The 14,803-nt window shown below is 58.5% G+C and carries 15 protein-coding genes; 10 read left to right on the top strand and 5 right to left on the bottom strand.

Translation table 11 applies throughout. The annotated features are described in order from the left end of the window. The first annotated feature begins 6 nt into the window (after nt 1–6). Genes QUE75_RS14185 through QUE75_RS14175 form a run of 3 tightly spaced genes read left to right on the top strand, consistent with a single transcriptional unit; the run spans nt 7 to nt 2,889 of the window. Nucleotides 7–846 carry a 23S rRNA (adenine(2030)-N(6))-methyltransferase RlmJ gene (locus QUE75_RS14185; protein WP_286251152.1) on the top strand — a complete coding sequence of 280 codons (840 nt, stop codon included), beginning with the start codon at nt 7–9 and terminating at the stop codon, nt 844–846. A gap of 18 nt (nt 847–864) precedes the next feature. Then, the gene (locus tag QUE75_RS14180) at nt 865–2,076 is read left to right on the top strand and encodes a hypothetical protein (RefSeq protein WP_058092129.1); all 1,212 of its coding nucleotides are present in this window, start codon (nt 865–867) and stop codon (nt 2,074–2,076) included. Between the two features lie 9 nt (nt 2,077–2,085). Beyond that, nucleotides 2,086–2,889, top strand: coding sequence for a mechanosensitive ion channel family protein (locus tag QUE75_RS14175; RefSeq protein WP_286251148.1), 804 nt, complete (start codon nt 2,086–2,088; stop codon nt 2,887–2,889). Here the strand turns inward: QUE75_RS14175 and dctP are convergent. Both dctP and QUE75_RS14165 read right to left on the bottom strand, forming a co-directional pair. Beyond that, nucleotides 2,886–3,941, bottom strand: coding sequence for a TRAP transporter substrate-binding protein DctP (dctP, locus tag QUE75_RS14170; RefSeq protein WP_286251146.1), 1,056 nt, complete (start codon nt 3,939–3,941; stop codon nt 2,886–2,888). The two genes, QUE75_RS14175 and dctP, sit on opposite strands and share 4 nt — an antisense overlap. A gap of 171 nt (nt 3,942–4,112) precedes the next feature. Continuing rightward, entirely contained in the window at nt 4,113–4,493 is a 381-nt protein-coding gene (locus QUE75_RS14165) for a DUF4168 domain-containing protein (RefSeq protein WP_286251143.1), read from the bottom strand. 220 nt (nt 4,494–4,713) lie between these two features. On the opposite strand from QUE75_RS14165, the gene QUE75_RS14160 reads away from it, so the two are divergent. From QUE75_RS14160 to QUE75_RS14145, 4 genes are read left to right on the top strand one after another with little or no spacing between them, the layout of a single operon-like run. After that, nucleotides 4,714–6,186 (top strand): ATP-binding protein, encoded by a 1,473-nt coding sequence (locus QUE75_RS14160; RefSeq protein WP_286251140.1) that lies wholly within the window; start codon nt 4,714–4,716, stop codon nt 6,184–6,186. Beyond that, nucleotides 6,183–7,568 (top strand): sigma-54-dependent transcriptional regulator, encoded by a 1,386-nt coding sequence (locus QUE75_RS14155; RefSeq protein ID WP_286251138.1) that lies wholly within the window; start codon nt 6,183–6,185, stop codon nt 7,566–7,568. The genes QUE75_RS14160 and QUE75_RS14155 overlap by 4 nt, the downstream gene beginning before the upstream one ends. Continuing rightward, nucleotides 7,561–8,466, top strand: coding sequence for a DMT family transporter (locus QUE75_RS14150; protein WP_106694957.1), 906 nt, complete (start codon nt 7,561–7,563; stop codon nt 8,464–8,466). Before QUE75_RS14155 ends, QUE75_RS14150 begins: the two co-directional genes overlap by 8 nt. Next, nucleotides 8,459–8,737 carry a GIY-YIG nuclease family protein gene (locus QUE75_RS14145; RefSeq protein ID WP_286251135.1) on the top strand — a complete coding sequence of 93 codons (279 nt, stop codon included), beginning with the start codon at nt 8,459–8,461 and terminating at the stop codon, nt 8,735–8,737. Before QUE75_RS14150 ends, QUE75_RS14145 begins: the two co-directional genes overlap by 8 nt. On the opposite strand, the gene QUE75_RS14140 is transcribed toward QUE75_RS14145, so the two are convergent. Then, complete coding sequence (locus QUE75_RS14140; RefSeq protein ID WP_286251133.1) at nt 8,715–9,608, bottom strand: alpha/beta hydrolase; 894 nt, start codon at nt 9,606–9,608, stop codon at nt 8,715–8,717. The two genes, QUE75_RS14145 and QUE75_RS14140, sit on opposite strands and share 23 nt — an antisense overlap. Nucleotides 9,609–9,678: 70 nt before the next feature. Between QUE75_RS14140 and QUE75_RS14135 the strand changes: the two genes are divergently transcribed. Both QUE75_RS14135 and QUE75_RS14130 read left to right on the top strand, forming a co-directional pair. Further along, nucleotides 9,679–10,668 carry an alpha/beta hydrolase gene (locus QUE75_RS14135; protein WP_286251131.1) on the top strand — a complete coding sequence of 330 codons (990 nt, stop codon included), beginning with the start codon at nt 9,679–9,681 and terminating at the stop codon, nt 10,666–10,668. 57 nt (nt 10,669–10,725) lie between these two features. Continuing rightward, nucleotides 10,726–11,382: an OmpA family protein gene (locus QUE75_RS14130; protein ID WP_286251129.1), complete on the top strand. Its 657-nt coding sequence runs from the start codon at nt 10,726–10,728 to the stop codon at nt 11,380–11,382. An 88-nt stretch (nt 11,383–11,470) separates the two neighbouring features. Here QUE75_RS14130 and QUE75_RS14125 read toward each other — a convergent pair whose 3' ends face one another. Both QUE75_RS14125 and serA read right to left on the bottom strand, forming a co-directional pair. Further along, on the bottom strand, nt 11,471–11,755 hold the full coding sequence (locus tag QUE75_RS14125; protein WP_061331621.1) for a hypothetical protein: 285 nt from the start codon (nt 11,753–11,755) through the stop codon (nt 11,471–11,473). Between the two features lie 198 nt (nt 11,756–11,953). Continuing rightward, complete coding sequence (serA, locus tag QUE75_RS14120) at nt 11,954–13,183, bottom strand: phosphoglycerate dehydrogenase (protein ID WP_061331620.1); 1,230 nt, start codon at nt 13,181–13,183, stop codon at nt 11,954–11,956. Between the two features lie 187 nt (nt 13,184–13,370). On the opposite strand from serA, the gene QUE75_RS14115 reads away from it, so the two are divergent. Next, nucleotides 13,371–14,774 carry an FAD-binding oxidoreductase gene (locus QUE75_RS14115; RefSeq protein ID WP_138437144.1) on the top strand — a complete coding sequence of 468 codons (1,404 nt, stop codon included), beginning with the start codon at nt 13,371–13,373 and terminating at the stop codon, nt 14,772–14,774. Nucleotides 14,775–14,803 lie beyond the last annotated feature (29 nt).

Below are 14,803 nucleotides of genomic sequence, written 5' to 3'. Positions count from 1 at the left end.
CCCCCTATGCTGAGTTACCTTCACGCCTTTCACGCTGGCAACTTTGCCGATGTGCAAAAACACGCTGCCCTCACGCTGGCGCTGGCCATGATGCAGGCGAAAAAGACCCCGATTGCCTGTTTTGATACCCACGCCGGCAGTGCGATGTACGATCTGGCCAGCGACCGGGCCAGGAAAACGGCGGAGGCCGACAGCGGTATCCAGCGATTGTGGGCCATGCGCCAGAGGCTGGCGTCACCGGACTGGCGCCCGATGCTGGAGGTGTTGGCACGTCATAATGGTGCTGGTGAAACCCTGGCCCATTATCCCGGTTCTCCCGCCTGGTTTGCGGAATTTGCCCGCCCTGGTGATTCCGTGACGGCCTTTGAACTGCACCCGTCCGAGGGGCGAGCCCTGGAAATCTGGGCCCGTGATGCCGGTGTCCGGGTGCTGCAGCAGGATGGACTGGCAGGGCTGGTCCGGCAGTTGCCGCCGCCCCAGCCAAGACTGCTGACCCTGATAGATCCCTCCTATGAGATCAAAGACGATTACCAGCAGGTTTCGGATACTTTGCACAAGGCATGGAAAAAATGCCGTCACGGGGTCTATCTTATCTGGTATCCCATCCTGACCAGCGGATTGGAGCAGCGCCTGATTAGCGAGCTGGAAAAAGGCGACGTGCGCAAGATCCTGCGCCATGAGGTGCGGCTGGTTCAACCGCCGGAGCGCGGCATGGTCGGTTCAGGTATGTTGGTGGTGAATCCGCCCTGGGGCTTTGAACAACGCTTCGTGGCTATGATGGATGATGTGCAGGGCGACGCAGGGCTTGGCTTATCTCAGTCCCTGAGCTGGCTGGTTCCGGAATAATCTGGCGGGAGTATCGCATTGGCGAATGACGTTGTAGAAGACCACCCGTATCTGCCTGGCGGACTGATTGCGCTGGACCAATGGAAAACCCCTGAGACCTCGGTTCAGAAAACCATCCGCGGCGCCTTTCGGGACATTCTTGACCAGTTGAGAGCCGGTATCAGCCCGGAGGAGCAGGCATTCCAGAGCCTGGATGATCTGCCGATGCTGTCTGGGGATCGGCTGAAGGAGTTTGCACCGGAACCGGATGCCGCATTGCTGGCGCAGGTATTGGTGGACCAGTTCGATCAGCTACACCGTGACGGAGCCAGCCATCGTGAGGTGAACTTTGTGGTGGCGCCTCCGTTTTCCGGGGTGAAGGAAGCCCTGCGCTGCCTGTCCCGGAGAGTGCTGACACCTCCGGATAACCTATTGATGACAGAGCAGGACGCTGGCGCCTGGTGGGATGAACAACTGTCCGGCGGCGACTGGGTGATTCCGGAACTTGCGGATTTCTGGCTCAGGCATCCGGGCGGGCTGAATCTGCTTCGGGAACTCTTCGCTCGCATCGCGCTGGACCATGCCGGTAATGGCATGGTTGGCTGTTCCAGCTGGTGCTGGCAGTTCTGGCGCCAGTATTCACCGGAGCTCAGCCTGGCACCATACACCCTGGCGCCGCTGACTGGTGAGCAATTGACCCGGTGGCTGGATTACCTGGCGTCCGGCCAGGGAGAGCAGCAGGTTACTGCCAGAATGACCCGCGATGGGTTGTATGTTCTGCCGGCACCCGGGCAGGACTCTGACCTGAAATACAGCAGCTTTAACCAGGACCTGGCAACCCTTGCTCGGGGCAACCGGGGCGTTGCGCTCGCCATCTGGCAACGTACCTTGCGGGCCCGGCCTGAGAAAGACGATGAAGACTCGGGCAAGGAAGTTGTCCGGCTGGCCGGGCGTCGGTGCTGGGTTGCTCCGCTGGATCAGATCAGCCTGCCCTCGGTGCCTGCAAGTGCCGGGCGACAGCCGAGCCACATTCTGCATGCCTTGTTGTTGCACGACGGCCTTGATACCGAGCAGGTGGCATTGGTGACCGGGCTACAGAAACAGGATATTGCCTTGACTCTGGACCGGCTAATCCGGTCCGAGCTGGTTGGCCGAGCACCCGAATCGGATGTGTATCGGGTCACCCCACTGGGGTACTCCGCCGTTCGCAAGAACCTTCAGGCCCGGGGCTATCCCGTGGATGGTTTCTAGGAGATCTCGATGGGCGATTTCGGTTTCAAGGAAACATTTGCTTCGATCACTACTGACGCGTTGCTGAATGCATTGATGGTGGTGATACTGGCATCTTTAGTGATCATGCTGGTGCAGAAGCTGCTCCCGGCCCTCGCGGGGAAGCTCGGGGGCAAACTCAGGCTTTACCTGCTGGCGTCAGTACCGCTTCTGCGGTTACTGATTATTGTGCTGACCATTGTGACGGTGGTGCCCATCCTGGTGGAGCCGTCTTTTGAGAACATGGTGGCAATTTTCGGGGCCCTGGGCCTGGCGCTGGGGTTTGCCTTCAAGGATTACGCCAACAGTCTGATCGCGGGCATTGTGACCCTCTATGAGATGCCTTATCGCCCGGGGGACTGGATTGAGGTGAACGGTCGGTACGGTGAGGTGAGGTCGATCGGTACTCGGGCAGCGGAGATTGTCACCCTGGATGACGCCGTGATCGTGATTCCCCACAGCCTGTTGTGGAATACCCTGCTGGCGAACGGCAATGACGGCACCGACAACCTGATGTGTGTGGCTGAGCTGCACCTGGACCCAAACCACAACGTGGCGCGGATGCAGCAGCTGTTTCGGGACGTGGTGTTTACCTGCCCGTTGACCAAAACCTATCAGCCGGTGATTGTGACCGTTTCCGCCACTGACGACGCCATGCGCTATCGCCTCAAGGCCTACCCATTGGAGCCCAGGGAGCAGAGCCGGTTTATCTCGGACCTGACCGCAAGGGCGGCCGATGTCTGTGCCCGGGAAGGCGTTCGGATGGTATCAAAGCGGGTGACAGGCGCAGCCTAGGGCTGCGTCCATTCGTCCACAAATTCCAGCAGGGCCCGGCCGGTTTCACCGGTCTGTTCAAGGTATTTGTCCCGTACCGGCAGGCTGGCTTGCCGGAATCGTTCCCGCTCCTCCTGGTTAAGCCGGATTAACTGAATTCCGCCGGTTTCCACCATGCGCTCCAGTCGCTGCTGATTAAGGGCTTCCTGGCTGTCCCAGGCGAACTCCGCCAGATCGCGCACCGCCTCGTTCAGCCAGGTGCGTTCCTGTTCGGGCAGGTTGTTGTACCACTGCTGATTAGACACGATCGAGGCGACAAAATAGGACGCCTGTGCCATGGTGAGGGTGGTCTGCACCTCGTGGAAGTCCATTTCCTCAATGGCAAACACCGGGTTGGTCTGGCCGTCGATCTTGCGTAGCTGAAGGTCACTGTAGACTTGGGAATAGGGCGTCTGAACCGGCTCCGCCCCGTACGCACGGTAAGCCTCGGCAGCCATGTTTGACGTCATCGTACGGATGCGCAGGCCCTGGAAGTCGTCTGGCGAGCGCAGGGGCTGATTGGCGGTCCAGGTCATCCAGCCTTCCGAAATAAAGCCCAGTAATTGCAGGCCGGTTTGCTGGTAGGGCTGCTGGAACTGTGAGATCAACTCCGGATCTTCCAGCAACTGCCGCGCGGCTTTCGGTTGCTCGGGCATAAGAAAGTGCAGGTTGAAAATGCCAGATTCCGGAACCGTGTCGGCCAGGTGGCCGGGTGAGGCAAAGGCCAGGTTCACCGAGCCATTGCGGGCCAGCTCGGTGAGCTGGGTGGATGTTCCCAGAGAACCATAGGGAAAAACATCCACTTCAATGCGGCCGTCGGAAAGTTCCTCAATGTAAGCCCGGAACGTCTCCGCGTACTGATGCTGCACGCTCCCCTCGATTTCCTCCAGGGCAAAGCGCCAGGTAATCGGATATTTCTCCGAGATGGTTTGCTGGCTGCTTTGGTCGCCGGGTGACGGGTCGTCGGAACATCCGGAAAGCATCGCGGTGCAGGCGGCCAGTGCCAGCCAGTGGCGGACGTGGTTTTTGATCATAGCGGGCGGACTCCGGTCCGGAAAGATGAAAAGCTGTCGGTTTCTCCTGACGGAAAAGGTACCACAAGATAGCTCAGGAGGCAGATCCGGAGGGGGGCAATATCACCGGGCAGGAAATAAAAAGCCCCGCCTGGGGCGGGGCTGAAGGACGAACCGGTTTGCAGGGTTCGTTTACATCATTGAGTCAACGCGGTTACGTACTTCCGGGTTGCTGCTGTAAGCCGTTGCGATGGCGTTATAGGTCGGAATATCCATGCCGACTTCCTCGATCACTCCCACCATCTTGTCGTTGGCTTCCATTTGCAGTTCCTGGGCCTCTTGCTGGGAATCGGCCGCTTCAATCTTGGCAATGTAGTCCTCACGAACTTCCATTACGCCGGATTGCGCTTCCACGAACTGCTGCAGCTCGGAATCGCTGTAGTTGGCATCCTGAGCATTCTGGGCCGCTGGGTCTACGTATTCAGCGCCTTGCTGAGCATCTTGCTGGGCAATGGCAGGTGCAGCCGCGAGCATGGCCAGGGAAGCGGTAATGGAAATCAGCAGTTTATTCATAAACAAGCTCCTTGAGGTTTGGCAGAAATTTGAGAAGTTCTGCCGGTTTGTGAAACACACAATAGACTTAACAAGTGCTGTGCCAACTTTCGAAAATAAATATAAAGTCAATAAAAACAGCAGCTTGAGTTGATCCCAGCATTACGTTCGGGTAATCCAGGTTGTGGCGAAATGCCACATGTGGCACAAATGCTGTGACACTTCTACATAGGAATCGCTCATGGCTTCCCTTGGCCGCCGAATTGGTGACCTGTTTCGTTCGCTGCAGCTGACGCTGGTTCTGAGCATCGTGGTTCCGCTGCTGATGTTCAGCGGTATTGCGATATACATCGGCCTGGGCGCGGTCGAAAAAGCATTGAATGAGCGCCTTCGTGAAGACCTCGAGCTGGTTGCCAGGGCGGTCAGCGGCCCCCTGTCCAATGCCCTGGTCGAGCAAGACGAGCTGGTGCTTGGGGAATCCCTCAAATCCATCTTCCAGATCGGCCGGATTTCCGGAGCGTCTGTCTTTGATGAGGAAGGTAACCGGGTGGCCAGCCTGGGTGTCGCGGATTCTGACGTCACCAACAGCGTGAGTGCCGAGCGGGTGATCGCCAGTGGCGAGCTGGGTGGTGCTTTCCGGCGGGTTGATGGCGAATCGGTGTTTTCGCAGTTCACGCCACTGGTCGGCGAAGACGGCCGCATTCAGGGGCTGCTACAGGTGACCAGGCAGCGCAGTGACTTCCACGACCTGGTGGCCTCCAGCCGCTGGTGGGCGGTGGGGATCTGGTCTGTGCTGGCTATGACCATCATCCTGGTGGTGGTGCTGGGGCATTACCGTACTGTGGGGCGCCACGTGAATGGATTGATGGAGAACATGGATAAACTGGCGCCTGGCCGTTGGCTTCTGGCGACCCCTGCGGCCGGCCCTCGGGAGTTGCGACAGATTCATCGGGGTATTCGGGATATGGGCCGGCGCATGGGCGATGCCGAGGCCGAGATCGAAGACCGGATTGCCCGGGAAAGAGCGCTGGCCGAACAACTGGAGTACCAGGAGAAGGTGGCCATGATTGGCCGCGTCGCCGGCGGGGTTGCCCATGAGTTGGGGGCGCCGCTGAATGTGATTCAGGGCCGTGCCCGGATACTCGCCAGGGCGGGGCTGCCGGACGATCAACAGCGGCACCTTAAGGATATTGAGCACCAGGTGCAGCGGATGACCACCATCATTCAGCAATTACTGGACTGTTTCCGGCACGTGCCAGACTCCAGGCGACCACTGGACCTGTCTGATGTTCTGCGAGACGTTCTGGCCCGCGCATCCGAAGACGAACGGTGCAGTCGTTGTCAGCTTGAGACCCAAGGCATTGATCAATCCATGCCCACCCGGGCTGAGCCGCTACGGGTTGGCCTCGCCTGCCTGAATGTTATCCGTAATGGCTGCCAGTCTGCCCGCAGCCGGCTAAGGGTAACGGCCCATCAGTCCGATGATTGCTGGGAAATCCGGATAGAGGATGACGGGCCGGGTATTGCGCCTGAGGATAGGGACAAGATCTTCGAGCCCTTCTACAGTACCCGTCCCGCCGGCGAGGGCACCGGCCTGGGGCTGGCCGTTGTGAACAGCGTCATAAAGGAACATGGAGGTCGTGTGGGTGTGGAGGAGAGTAGCCTGGGCGGGTGTCGAATGAGTCTGTATTTTCCCAGGGAGACCGGCGTATGAGTGATTCGGTAGCAACCATACTACTGGTTGAGGATGACCAGAGCCTGGGCCAGTTGCTGGCCGAAGAGCTGGAGATGGACGGTTACACCATGCTCCGGGCCGGGACCGTTGATGAGGCCCGGCAGCAGCTGCGGGAACAACGGCCAAGCCTGATCGTCTCGGACCTGCGACTGCCGGATGGCGACGGCCTGCAGGTGCTGTCGTTTCAGCAGGCAGAGCATCCGGGCATTCCCTTTATCGTGATTACCGCCTTTGGCACGGTCGATCAGGCGGTGGATGCACTGAAAGCCGGTGCCGATGATTTTCTGACCAAGCCACTTTCGACGGACCACCTGAGGCTCAAGATAAAGCGGCTGTTGGCCCAGGCGGACATCAACCGGCAGTTGGCGGAGATTCAGGCCAGTCAGAATGGTGGAAATAACCTGGGCCTGGTGGGCGACAGTCCGGCCATGGCGCGCTTGCGCACCGAAATCCGGCAGGTGGCCCGTAGCCAGGCGGCGGTTCTGATCAACGGTGAAAGCGGGACCGGCAAGGAGCTGGTGGCCCGGGCAGTGCACCAGCAGAGTGATCGGGCCGGGCAGGCGTTCCTGGCCGTAAACTGTGCGGGCATTCCGCCGGACCTGATGGAAAGTGAATTCTTTGGCCATGAAGCCGGCGCCTTTACCGGCGCCAGACAGGGGCGCAAGGGGCTGTTTGCGGAAGCCAGTGGTGGCACCTTGTTGCTGGACGAGATTGGTGAGATGCCCCTGGCTCTGCAGGCCAAGCTGCTACGGGTGCTTCAGGAAGGCTCCATCAAGCCGGTCGGCTCTGATCATGAGGAAACCGTGGATGTGCGGATTCTCGCCGCCACCCACGTTGATCTTATGAAGGCGGTGGAGCAGGGGGAGTTCCGGGAGGATCTGTACTATCGCCTGGAAACCCTGTCTCTCGGTATTCCGCCACTTCGGGAACGGGGTGAGGATGTTGAATTGCTGGCCATGCATTTCCTCAAGGAAGCCTGCCGCCGCCACAACCGGGGGTTTATCAAACTCAGTGATGTGACCCTTCGAGTGCTTCGGGACTATCCGTTCCCTGGTAACGTTCGGGAGTTGTCCAGTGCCGTTGAGCGGGCGGTTACCTTCTGCGAGGGCGATACCATTCAACCGGAGCATTTGCCGGAGCGCATCCGAAAGCGTCAGGGGGTCTCTCCCCAGCCTTTGGCGGCACCGGGTTCGGTCAATCTGTCAGAGTGGCCAACGCTGGAGGCCTTACAGCAGGACTATGTGCGCCGGGTGATGGCGGCGGTGGATGGCAATAAACGCCGGGCGGCACAGATTCTCGGTATCAACCGCCGCACACTCTACCGTTGGCTGGAGACGGAAACAGGGTCGGCCAATGACTAATCAGAAACAGGCCATGCTCTATGGTCTGGCGACAGTGCTGCTTTGGTCAACTGTGGCAACCGCCTTCAAACTGGCCCTGGCCGAGCTGGCTCCGGTGCAGATGTTGCTGGTGGCTTGCGCCGCTTCAGTATTGGTCATGGGTGGAATCCTGATGGCCCAGGGCCGTTGGCGTCTGGTGTTTGGGCTATCCCGCCGGCAGTACCTTCAGTCCATCGGGATGGGGTTGATCAATCCGTGCCTGTACTATTTCCTCCTGTTCGGCGCCTTTGACCGCCTGCCCGCCCAGGAGGCGCAGCCGCTCAACTACACCTGGGCGCTGGTGCTTGCTTATCTTTCGGTGCCCTTTCTGGGCCAAAAACTGCGCCGCATCGACATCCTTGCTGGTCTGGTTTGTTATGCCGGCGTGGTGGTCATTGCTACCCGGGGCGCGGTCACCAGCCTCAGCTTTTCAGACCCGCTGGGCGTCGCCTTCGCGTTGGGTAGCACCCTGGTGTGGGCCAGCTACTGGATTATTGCCACTCGCGACACCCGTGATCCGGTGGTTGGCCTGTTTCTGAATTTCCTGTTCGGCTTGCCGTTCATAACCCTGGCGTGCTGGTACACGGTGGGGCTCGACTTGCCACTGGGCGGGTCCCTGACAGCGGCGGTCTATGTTGGTGTATTCGAGATGGGAATTGCCTTTGTGCTCTGGTCCCAGGCTATGAAAAAGGCTGAGAACACGGCGAAGGTCAGCAACCTGATCTTCATCTCACCGTTTCTGTCATTGGTATTTATCTACTTCATCCTCGGCGAAACCATCATGCCGTCTACCTACGTCGGGCTGACGCTGATCATGGCCGGGTTGTGGTTGCAGCAGCAGAAGGTTCGGGTTAGACAGCGGGGGCTCGACCATGGATGAGGGCTGGTACCTCTATCTGGTTCGCACCAGAACCGGCAGCCTGTATACCGGCATTACCACAGACGTGGAACGCCGCTTCTCAGAGCATCAGGCCGGGGCCCCCAAAGGGGCCCGCAGCCTGCGGGGCAAAGGGCCTTTGACTCTGGCATTCCAGGCATCGGTCGGCAACCGTAGCCGGGCCTCGCAACTGGAATGGCAGGTCAAACGCTGGTCCAAAGCCCGTAAAGAAGCGCTTATCAGAGGTGCTCTCAGCTTGCCAGATGGGTCCTGACATGGTCGGCGGCAACCTGCACGGCCTCGGTGGCGCGGTCCAGTTGGCCGCAATGGACCTGAAACACGTGCCACAGGTTATTGTAGATCTCCAGACGGGTTGCTACGCCATCTCGCTTGGCGACATCTGCCAGCCGGGTAGCATCGTTCAGCAGGATTTCCTCGCTGCCAACCTGGATCAGTAACGGTGGCAAGTTATCCAACTGGCCATACACCGGCGATACCAGTGGCGTGGTCAGCGGTGTGTCACCGGCGTACATTCGGGCGGCATTGGCGGTCCAGCTTTCCTGCAACACCGGCTCGCGCTCCGGCTGATAGAGCGCGCCCTGGCTGAGATCGACCCAAGGCGAGAAACACGTGATTGAGGAGGGAAGCGGGTGTTTGTGGTCACGCAATTTCATCGCCAGAGCGATGGATAATCCGCCGCCGGCCGAATCACCGGCCAAGGCAAGGCTATTGGCCGACAGTCCCTGGCTGATCAGCGCCAGGTAAACGGATTCGGCATCATCCAGCGCTGCCGGGAACGGATGTTCCGGAGCCAGGCGGTAATCGGGGGTAATCACTTCGCACCCGGACAGTTTGGCCAGATGCCCGGTGATACCCCGATGGGTGCTGGCAGAGCCAATGATGTAGCCGCCGCCGTGGAGGTAGAGGATCGTTCCGGATGGCGTTGCTGTTGCCGTGGTTCGCACCACGGGAACATCGCCCAGGTCGTCCCGGACAAACCGGGCGCTGCGTGGCGGTACGGACGACCGGTAGGCCTGGCGAATCAGCTGGCGTTGTAGTTTCAGGGGTACAGCATTCGAGAGCATCGGGCGGACCAAGCGCTGCATTGTCTGGCGCAGCCCGGCTTCAAGAAGCGGCTGGAACATCTGTGTTCTCCCTCGTGAATGCGTTAGGATGTCGAACAATTCTCGATTCATGACAGGCGTTTAACTCTACGTGTACTGGAAAACAGATACCATAGAAATTCCGAACTGGGACAGACATTCTTTGCTGGATCGTCTGGAACCCTTTGATCCGGCCATCAACCGTGAACTCAGTGTCGAGATGGAGGCCTACTGCCGTTTTTATGGCTTGGACTTGTGGGTAGAGCATCCGGAGGTGGCCTACCATCAGGGTTACATCAAGGCTGAGCGGCATGAGGTCATGGTTCATTATTTCCGGCTGCCGGAGTCGTCTGCCCCCAAAGGCACGGTGTTCATTCTGCATGGTTACTTTGATCATGTGGGGCTGTACACGCAGCTGATTGACCGCTGCCTTGGGGCCGGTTTTGATGTCTTGGCCTACGATCAGCCCGGGCACGGGTTGTCCAGCGGTACGCCGGCAGCCATAGGTAGCTTTCTGGAGTACCAGGCGGTGTTGTCGGAGGTGATGGCCCATGTGCGGGATAAAATCCGCGGCCCCTGGTTTGCGGTAGGACAGAGTACGGGTGGGGCGATTCTGATCGACTACCTGTTATCGAATCACCATAACCGGGAAACCTCGGATTTCCGCAGGGTGGTGTTGCTGGCGCCACTGGTTCGTCCCATGGGGTGGTTGGGCGCCAAGATTCTGCACAGTCTGGTCAAGCCGTTCCTGACCCGCTGGCGGAGGGTGTTCGGAGCCAACAGTGGCAACGCGCGCTTTCTGGACTTTCTGCGGGAGCATGATCCCCTCCAGGCCAGGGCCGTGCATGTGGATTGGGTGACGGCCCTGCGTAAATGGGTGCCACATATAGAATCGGCACGGCCGGTGGATTTTCCGGTGACGGTGGTCCAGGGGGAAAAGGATCTGACCGTGGACTGGCAGCACAATTTGCGGATTATCCGGAATAAATTTGCCTCAGTAAGGGAACAAAGAATCCCGGATGGGCGTCATCATCTGGTAAACGAAGCGCAGGATTTGCAGGCGACAGTGTTTAACACCATTATTGATACGTTCGCGGAATAACACATTGGTTTGCGCCACTTGGTGGCCGCCAGTCAGGAACTGAAGCAGGAGATAGCAGTGAAAAAGACCATTCTTGCCTTTGCAGTGGCAACCGTTGGCCTCAGTGGCTGTATGACTTACGACCCTTACACTGGTGAGGAGAAGACCTCCAGTGCCACCAAGGGCAGTATTATTGGTGCTATCGGTGGTGCTGCTGTGGGTGCTGCTACCTCCAGCCGCAGCGACCGTGGCAAGGGTGCCCTGATCGGCGCCGCCGGTGGTGCTGCTATTGGTGGCGGTATCGGCTACTATATGGATCGTCAGGAAGCCGAGCTGCGTCATAAGCTGGAAGGCACTGGCGTTCGGGTGGTTCGTAACGGTGACCAGATTGAATTGATCATGCCTGGCAACATCACTTTCGATACCAACCAGTCCACCATCCGCCCTGGCTTCAACGACACCCTGGAATCCGTGGGTCTGGTGCTCAAGGAATTCGACAAGACAATTATCCAGATCGAAGGCCACACCGACAGCACAGGATCTGAAAACTACAACCAGCTGTTGTCAGAGCGCCGCGCGTCATCCGTTCGTGACTTCCTGCTGAATCAGGGTATTGAGCCGCGCCGGACCCGCGCTGTGGGCTATGGCCAGCGTTACCCGATCGCCTCCAACGACACCGCTTCTGGCCGTGAGCAGAACCGTCGTGTTGAGTTGACTCTGGTGCCGATGCAGTAAAGCCCGGCCGGGTTTTGCCATCGCCCAATGAAAAAGCCCCGGCTGCAAAGACCGGGGCTTTTTGTTTGCCGTGTTGGCAGGTGTGGCATCAGTTGGTGTTACTGGGCAGCCACTCATCAATGCGTTTTTTGAGTTCATCCAGCTGGTTCTCGCCAGACTCCTTCAGCTCGCCCAGCTTGGTTCGGGCCGTTTCAATCTGGTCTTCCATGGCCTGGATGCGTTCTGAGAAGTCCCTCTGAATCTTGGCCTCAGCTTCTTCGTCCTTTGCTTTGGCAATTTTCTCATTGGCCTCAGCTCTCAGACTTTCGATCTGTTTGCTCCAGTGCTCGGTCTGGGTTTCCAGTTTTCGCTGCAAAGAATCCTTCAATGACATAGCTAACTCTCCTGTCGGGCCGGGCATTTACCACGACCGTTTCAATGAGTGGTACCTACCAGCATGGCCTCGGGTGCTGGAAACTCAAGGGCATCAGGATTAAGTTTTGTTGAAGTCACCTTGATTCGGGGTATTGTGGCCCGAAATGGCATAAAAAAACCGGAGCCAGGCCCCGGTTTTTTAGCGTAAGCACTGCGCTCAGAACAGTACCCGACAACGGATAGTGCCTTTCACCTGGCGCAGTTTTTCCAGCGCCAGTTCGCCGTAGGCCTTGTCGACATCAATAACCACATAGCCGATGTCTTCCTTGGTTTGCAGGTACTGGCCACACACGTTGATGCCGTTCTCGGAGAATACCTGGTTGATCTCGGACATCACGCCTGGCACGTTTTCGTGGATGTGCAGCAGGCGGTGCTGGTTCGGGTGCGACGGCAGGGCCACTTCCGGGAAGTTCACAGAGGAGACGGAGGTGCCGTTATCGCTGTACATGGCCAGCTTTTCGGCTACTTCGCGACCAATGTTTTCCTGGGCCTCAATGGTAGAACCGCCCACGTGCGGGGTCAGGATGCAGTTGTCGAACTCGCGCAGCGGAGAGATGAACTCTTCATCGTTGGACTTCGGCTCAACCGGGAACACGTCTACCGCAGCACCCAGCAGCTTGCCGGAACGGAGGGCGTCGGCCAGGGCGTCGATGTCGACCACGGTGCCCCGGGATGCGTTCATCAGGATGGAGCCAGGCTTCATCTGGGCGAACTGCTCGGCCTTGAACATGTACTTGGTGGCCGGCGTTTCCGGTACGTGCAGGGAAACCACGTCTGCGATGTTCAGCAGTTCCTGCAGGGTGCCTACCTGGGTGGCATTACCAATCGACAGCTTGGAGACCACATCGTAGAAGTACACATCCATGCCCAAGCCTTCGGCCAGAACACTGAACTGGGTACCGATATTGCCGTAGCCGATGATGCCAAGCTTCTTGCCACGGATTTCGTAGCTGTTCTTGGCGGATTTCAGCCATTCGCCCCGGTGCGCCTTGGCGCTCTTCTCAGGCACGCCGCGCAGCAGCAGGATGGCCTGGGCCAATACCAGCTCGGCGACGGAGCGAGTGTTGGAAAACGGTGCGTTGAATACCGCAACACCACGGCGGGTGGCGGCTTGCAGGTCGACCTGGTTGGTGCCAATACAGAAACAGCCCACGGCCACCAGCTTTTTGGCGGCGTCAAATACCTTCTCGGTCAACTGGGTGCGGGAGCGAATACCGACGAAGTGCGCATCGGCAATCTTCTCGATCAGCTCTTCCTCGCCCAGGGAATGGGACAGGTACTCAATGTTGGTGTAACCCGCAGCGTTCAGGGTATCAATGGCGGATTGATGCACGCCTTCCAGCAGCAGGATCCGGATTTTGCTCTTTTCGAGAGACGTATTTGACATGGGCTTGCTTCCGAACCTTTCGTCACGTGAAATGACCGCGGCCGGGGATCGTCAACCCAGCTCACAGAACAGGGGCGGTATGATACCATAAAAGGAACTTTTCACAGCGCGCCGGTTTGCCTGAATCAATTCCTTGCGAATCGCCGAACCACAGGCCCGGCCCAAACCTGACGAGACTGACGCATCCATGAATTCCGAACAGATCATTGCTTCCCTGAAAGAGCTGGTAGCCGCCGGTGACGCACCGGGAAAAGTGCTGACGGACCCGGCCGACCTGGACACCTACGGCAAGGACTGGACCAAGATCTATCCCCCCAAACCATTGGCAATTGTTCTGCCCAAGAGCACTGAGCAGGTGCAGGCGCTGGTGAAGTTTGCCAATGATAACCAGATAGCGCTGGTGCCCTCAGGCGGACGCACGGGTTTGAGTGCCGGTGCGGTGGCGGCGAACGGTGAGGTGGTCGTCGCGTTCGACAACATGAACCAGATTCTGGATTTCAACGCCAGCGACCGCATTGTGCGTTGCCAGGCTGGGGTGGTAACTGAACAGTTGCAAAATTTTGCCGAAGAAAACGGCCTGTACTACCCGGTGGATTTTGCCTCAGCGGGTTCCAGCCAGCTCGGCGGCAACCTGTCCACCAATGCCGGTGGCATCAAGGTGATCCGCTACGGCATGAGCCGCGACTGGGTGGCCGGCCTGAAAGTGGTCACCGGAAAGGGCGATATCCTGGACCTGAACAAGGACCTGGAAAAGAACAACACCGGCTACGACCTGCGCCATCTGTTTATCGGTGCCGAGGGTACCCTGGGCTTTATTACCGAAGCCACCATGAAGCTCACCCGCCAGCCAGACAACCTGACGGTGCTGGTGCTGGGGCTGGGCGACCTGACCAACACCATGGATGTGCTGCAGAAGTTCCAGAGCAAGCTGGACCTGACCGCCTACGAGTTCTTCTCCCATCAGGCCATGGGCCACGTTCTGGCTCACGGCCAGGTGCAGGCTCCGTTTGAAACAGAAGCGCCTTATTACGCACTGCTGGAGTTCGAGGCAGTCTCTGACCAGGTGATGGACGACGCCATGGCGCTGTTCGAGCACTGCGTAGAGGAAGGCTGGGTGCTGGATGGCGTGATCAGCCAGAGCGAAACCCAGGCCCAGAACCTGTGGCAGCTGCGGGAGCGGATTTCCGAGTCGATTGCCCCGCGTACCCCCTACAAGAATGACATTTCCGTGGTGGTGTCAAAAGTGCCGGGTTTCCTGCAGGAAATCGAAAGCGTGGTTACCGATCACTACCCGGACTTCGAGATCATCTGGTTCGGTCATATTGGTGACGGCAATCTGCATCTGAACATTCTCAAGCCTGAAGGTATGGCTAACGAGGATTTCTTCGAGAAATGCCAGCAGGTGAACAAGTGGGTGTTTGAGATCGTCGAACGCTATCAGGGCAGTGTGTCCGCCGAACACGGTGTGGGCATGACCAAGAAGCCCTACCTGCAGTACACCCGCAGCGAAGCGGAAATTGCTTATTTGCGAGGCATCAAGCAGGTGTTCGATCCCAATGGCATCATGAACCCGGGCAAGATTTTCGATTGATCCGGGTTCGTTGAAGGCGAGGTTTTCGG

It is taken from the genome of Marinobacter shengliensis (assembly GCF_030297115.1).
In the GTDB taxonomy this organism is placed as follows: Bacteria; Pseudomonadota; Gammaproteobacteria; order Pseudomonadales; family Oleiphilaceae; genus Marinobacter; species Marinobacter shengliensis.
Note: the sequence above shows the minus strand (reverse complement) of the source record. Positions and strands in the feature narration are given on the sequence as shown.

What these genes read in the sequence shown, in the direction of transcription:
- QUE75_RS14185 (WP_286251152.1), top strand. Translation starts at nt 7, where the DNA reads ATGCTGAGTTACCTTCACGCCTTTCACGCTGGCAACTTTGCCGATGTG.
- QUE75_RS14175 (WP_286251148.1), top strand. Translation starts at nt 2,086, where the DNA reads ATGGGCGATTTCGGTTTCAAGGAAACATTTGCTTCGATCACTACTGAC.
- dctP (WP_286251146.1), bottom strand. Translation starts at nt 3,941, where the DNA reads ATGATCAAAAACCACGTCCGCCACTGGCTGGCACTGGCCGCCTGCACC.
- QUE75_RS14165 (WP_286251143.1), bottom strand. Translation starts at nt 4,493, where the DNA reads ATGAATAAACTGCTGATTTCCATTACCGCTTCCCTGGCCATGCTCGCG.
- QUE75_RS14160 (WP_286251140.1), top strand. Translation starts at nt 4,714, where the DNA reads ATGGCTTCCCTTGGCCGCCGAATTGGTGACCTGTTTCGTTCGCTGCAG.
- QUE75_RS14155 (WP_286251138.1), top strand. Translation starts at nt 6,183, where the DNA reads ATGAGTGATTCGGTAGCAACCATACTACTGGTTGAGGATGACCAGAGC.
- QUE75_RS14150 (WP_106694957.1), top strand. Translation starts at nt 7,561, where the DNA reads ATGACTAATCAGAAACAGGCCATGCTCTATGGTCTGGCGACAGTGCTG.
- QUE75_RS14145 (WP_286251135.1), top strand. Translation starts at nt 8,459, where the DNA reads ATGGATGAGGGCTGGTACCTCTATCTGGTTCGCACCAGAACCGGCAGC.
- QUE75_RS14140 (WP_286251133.1), bottom strand. Translation starts at nt 9,608, where the DNA reads ATGTTCCAGCCGCTTCTTGAAGCCGGGCTGCGCCAGACAATGCAGCGC.
- QUE75_RS14125 (WP_061331621.1), bottom strand. Translation starts at nt 11,755, where the DNA reads ATGTCATTGAAGGATTCTTTGCAGCGAAAACTGGAAACCCAGACCGAG.
- serA (WP_061331620.1), bottom strand. Translation starts at nt 13,183, where the DNA reads ATGTCAAATACGTCTCTCGAAAAGAGCAAAATCCGGATCCTGCTGCTG.
- QUE75_RS14115 (WP_138437144.1), top strand. Translation starts at nt 13,371, where the DNA reads ATGAATTCCGAACAGATCATTGCTTCCCTGAAAGAGCTGGTAGCCGCC.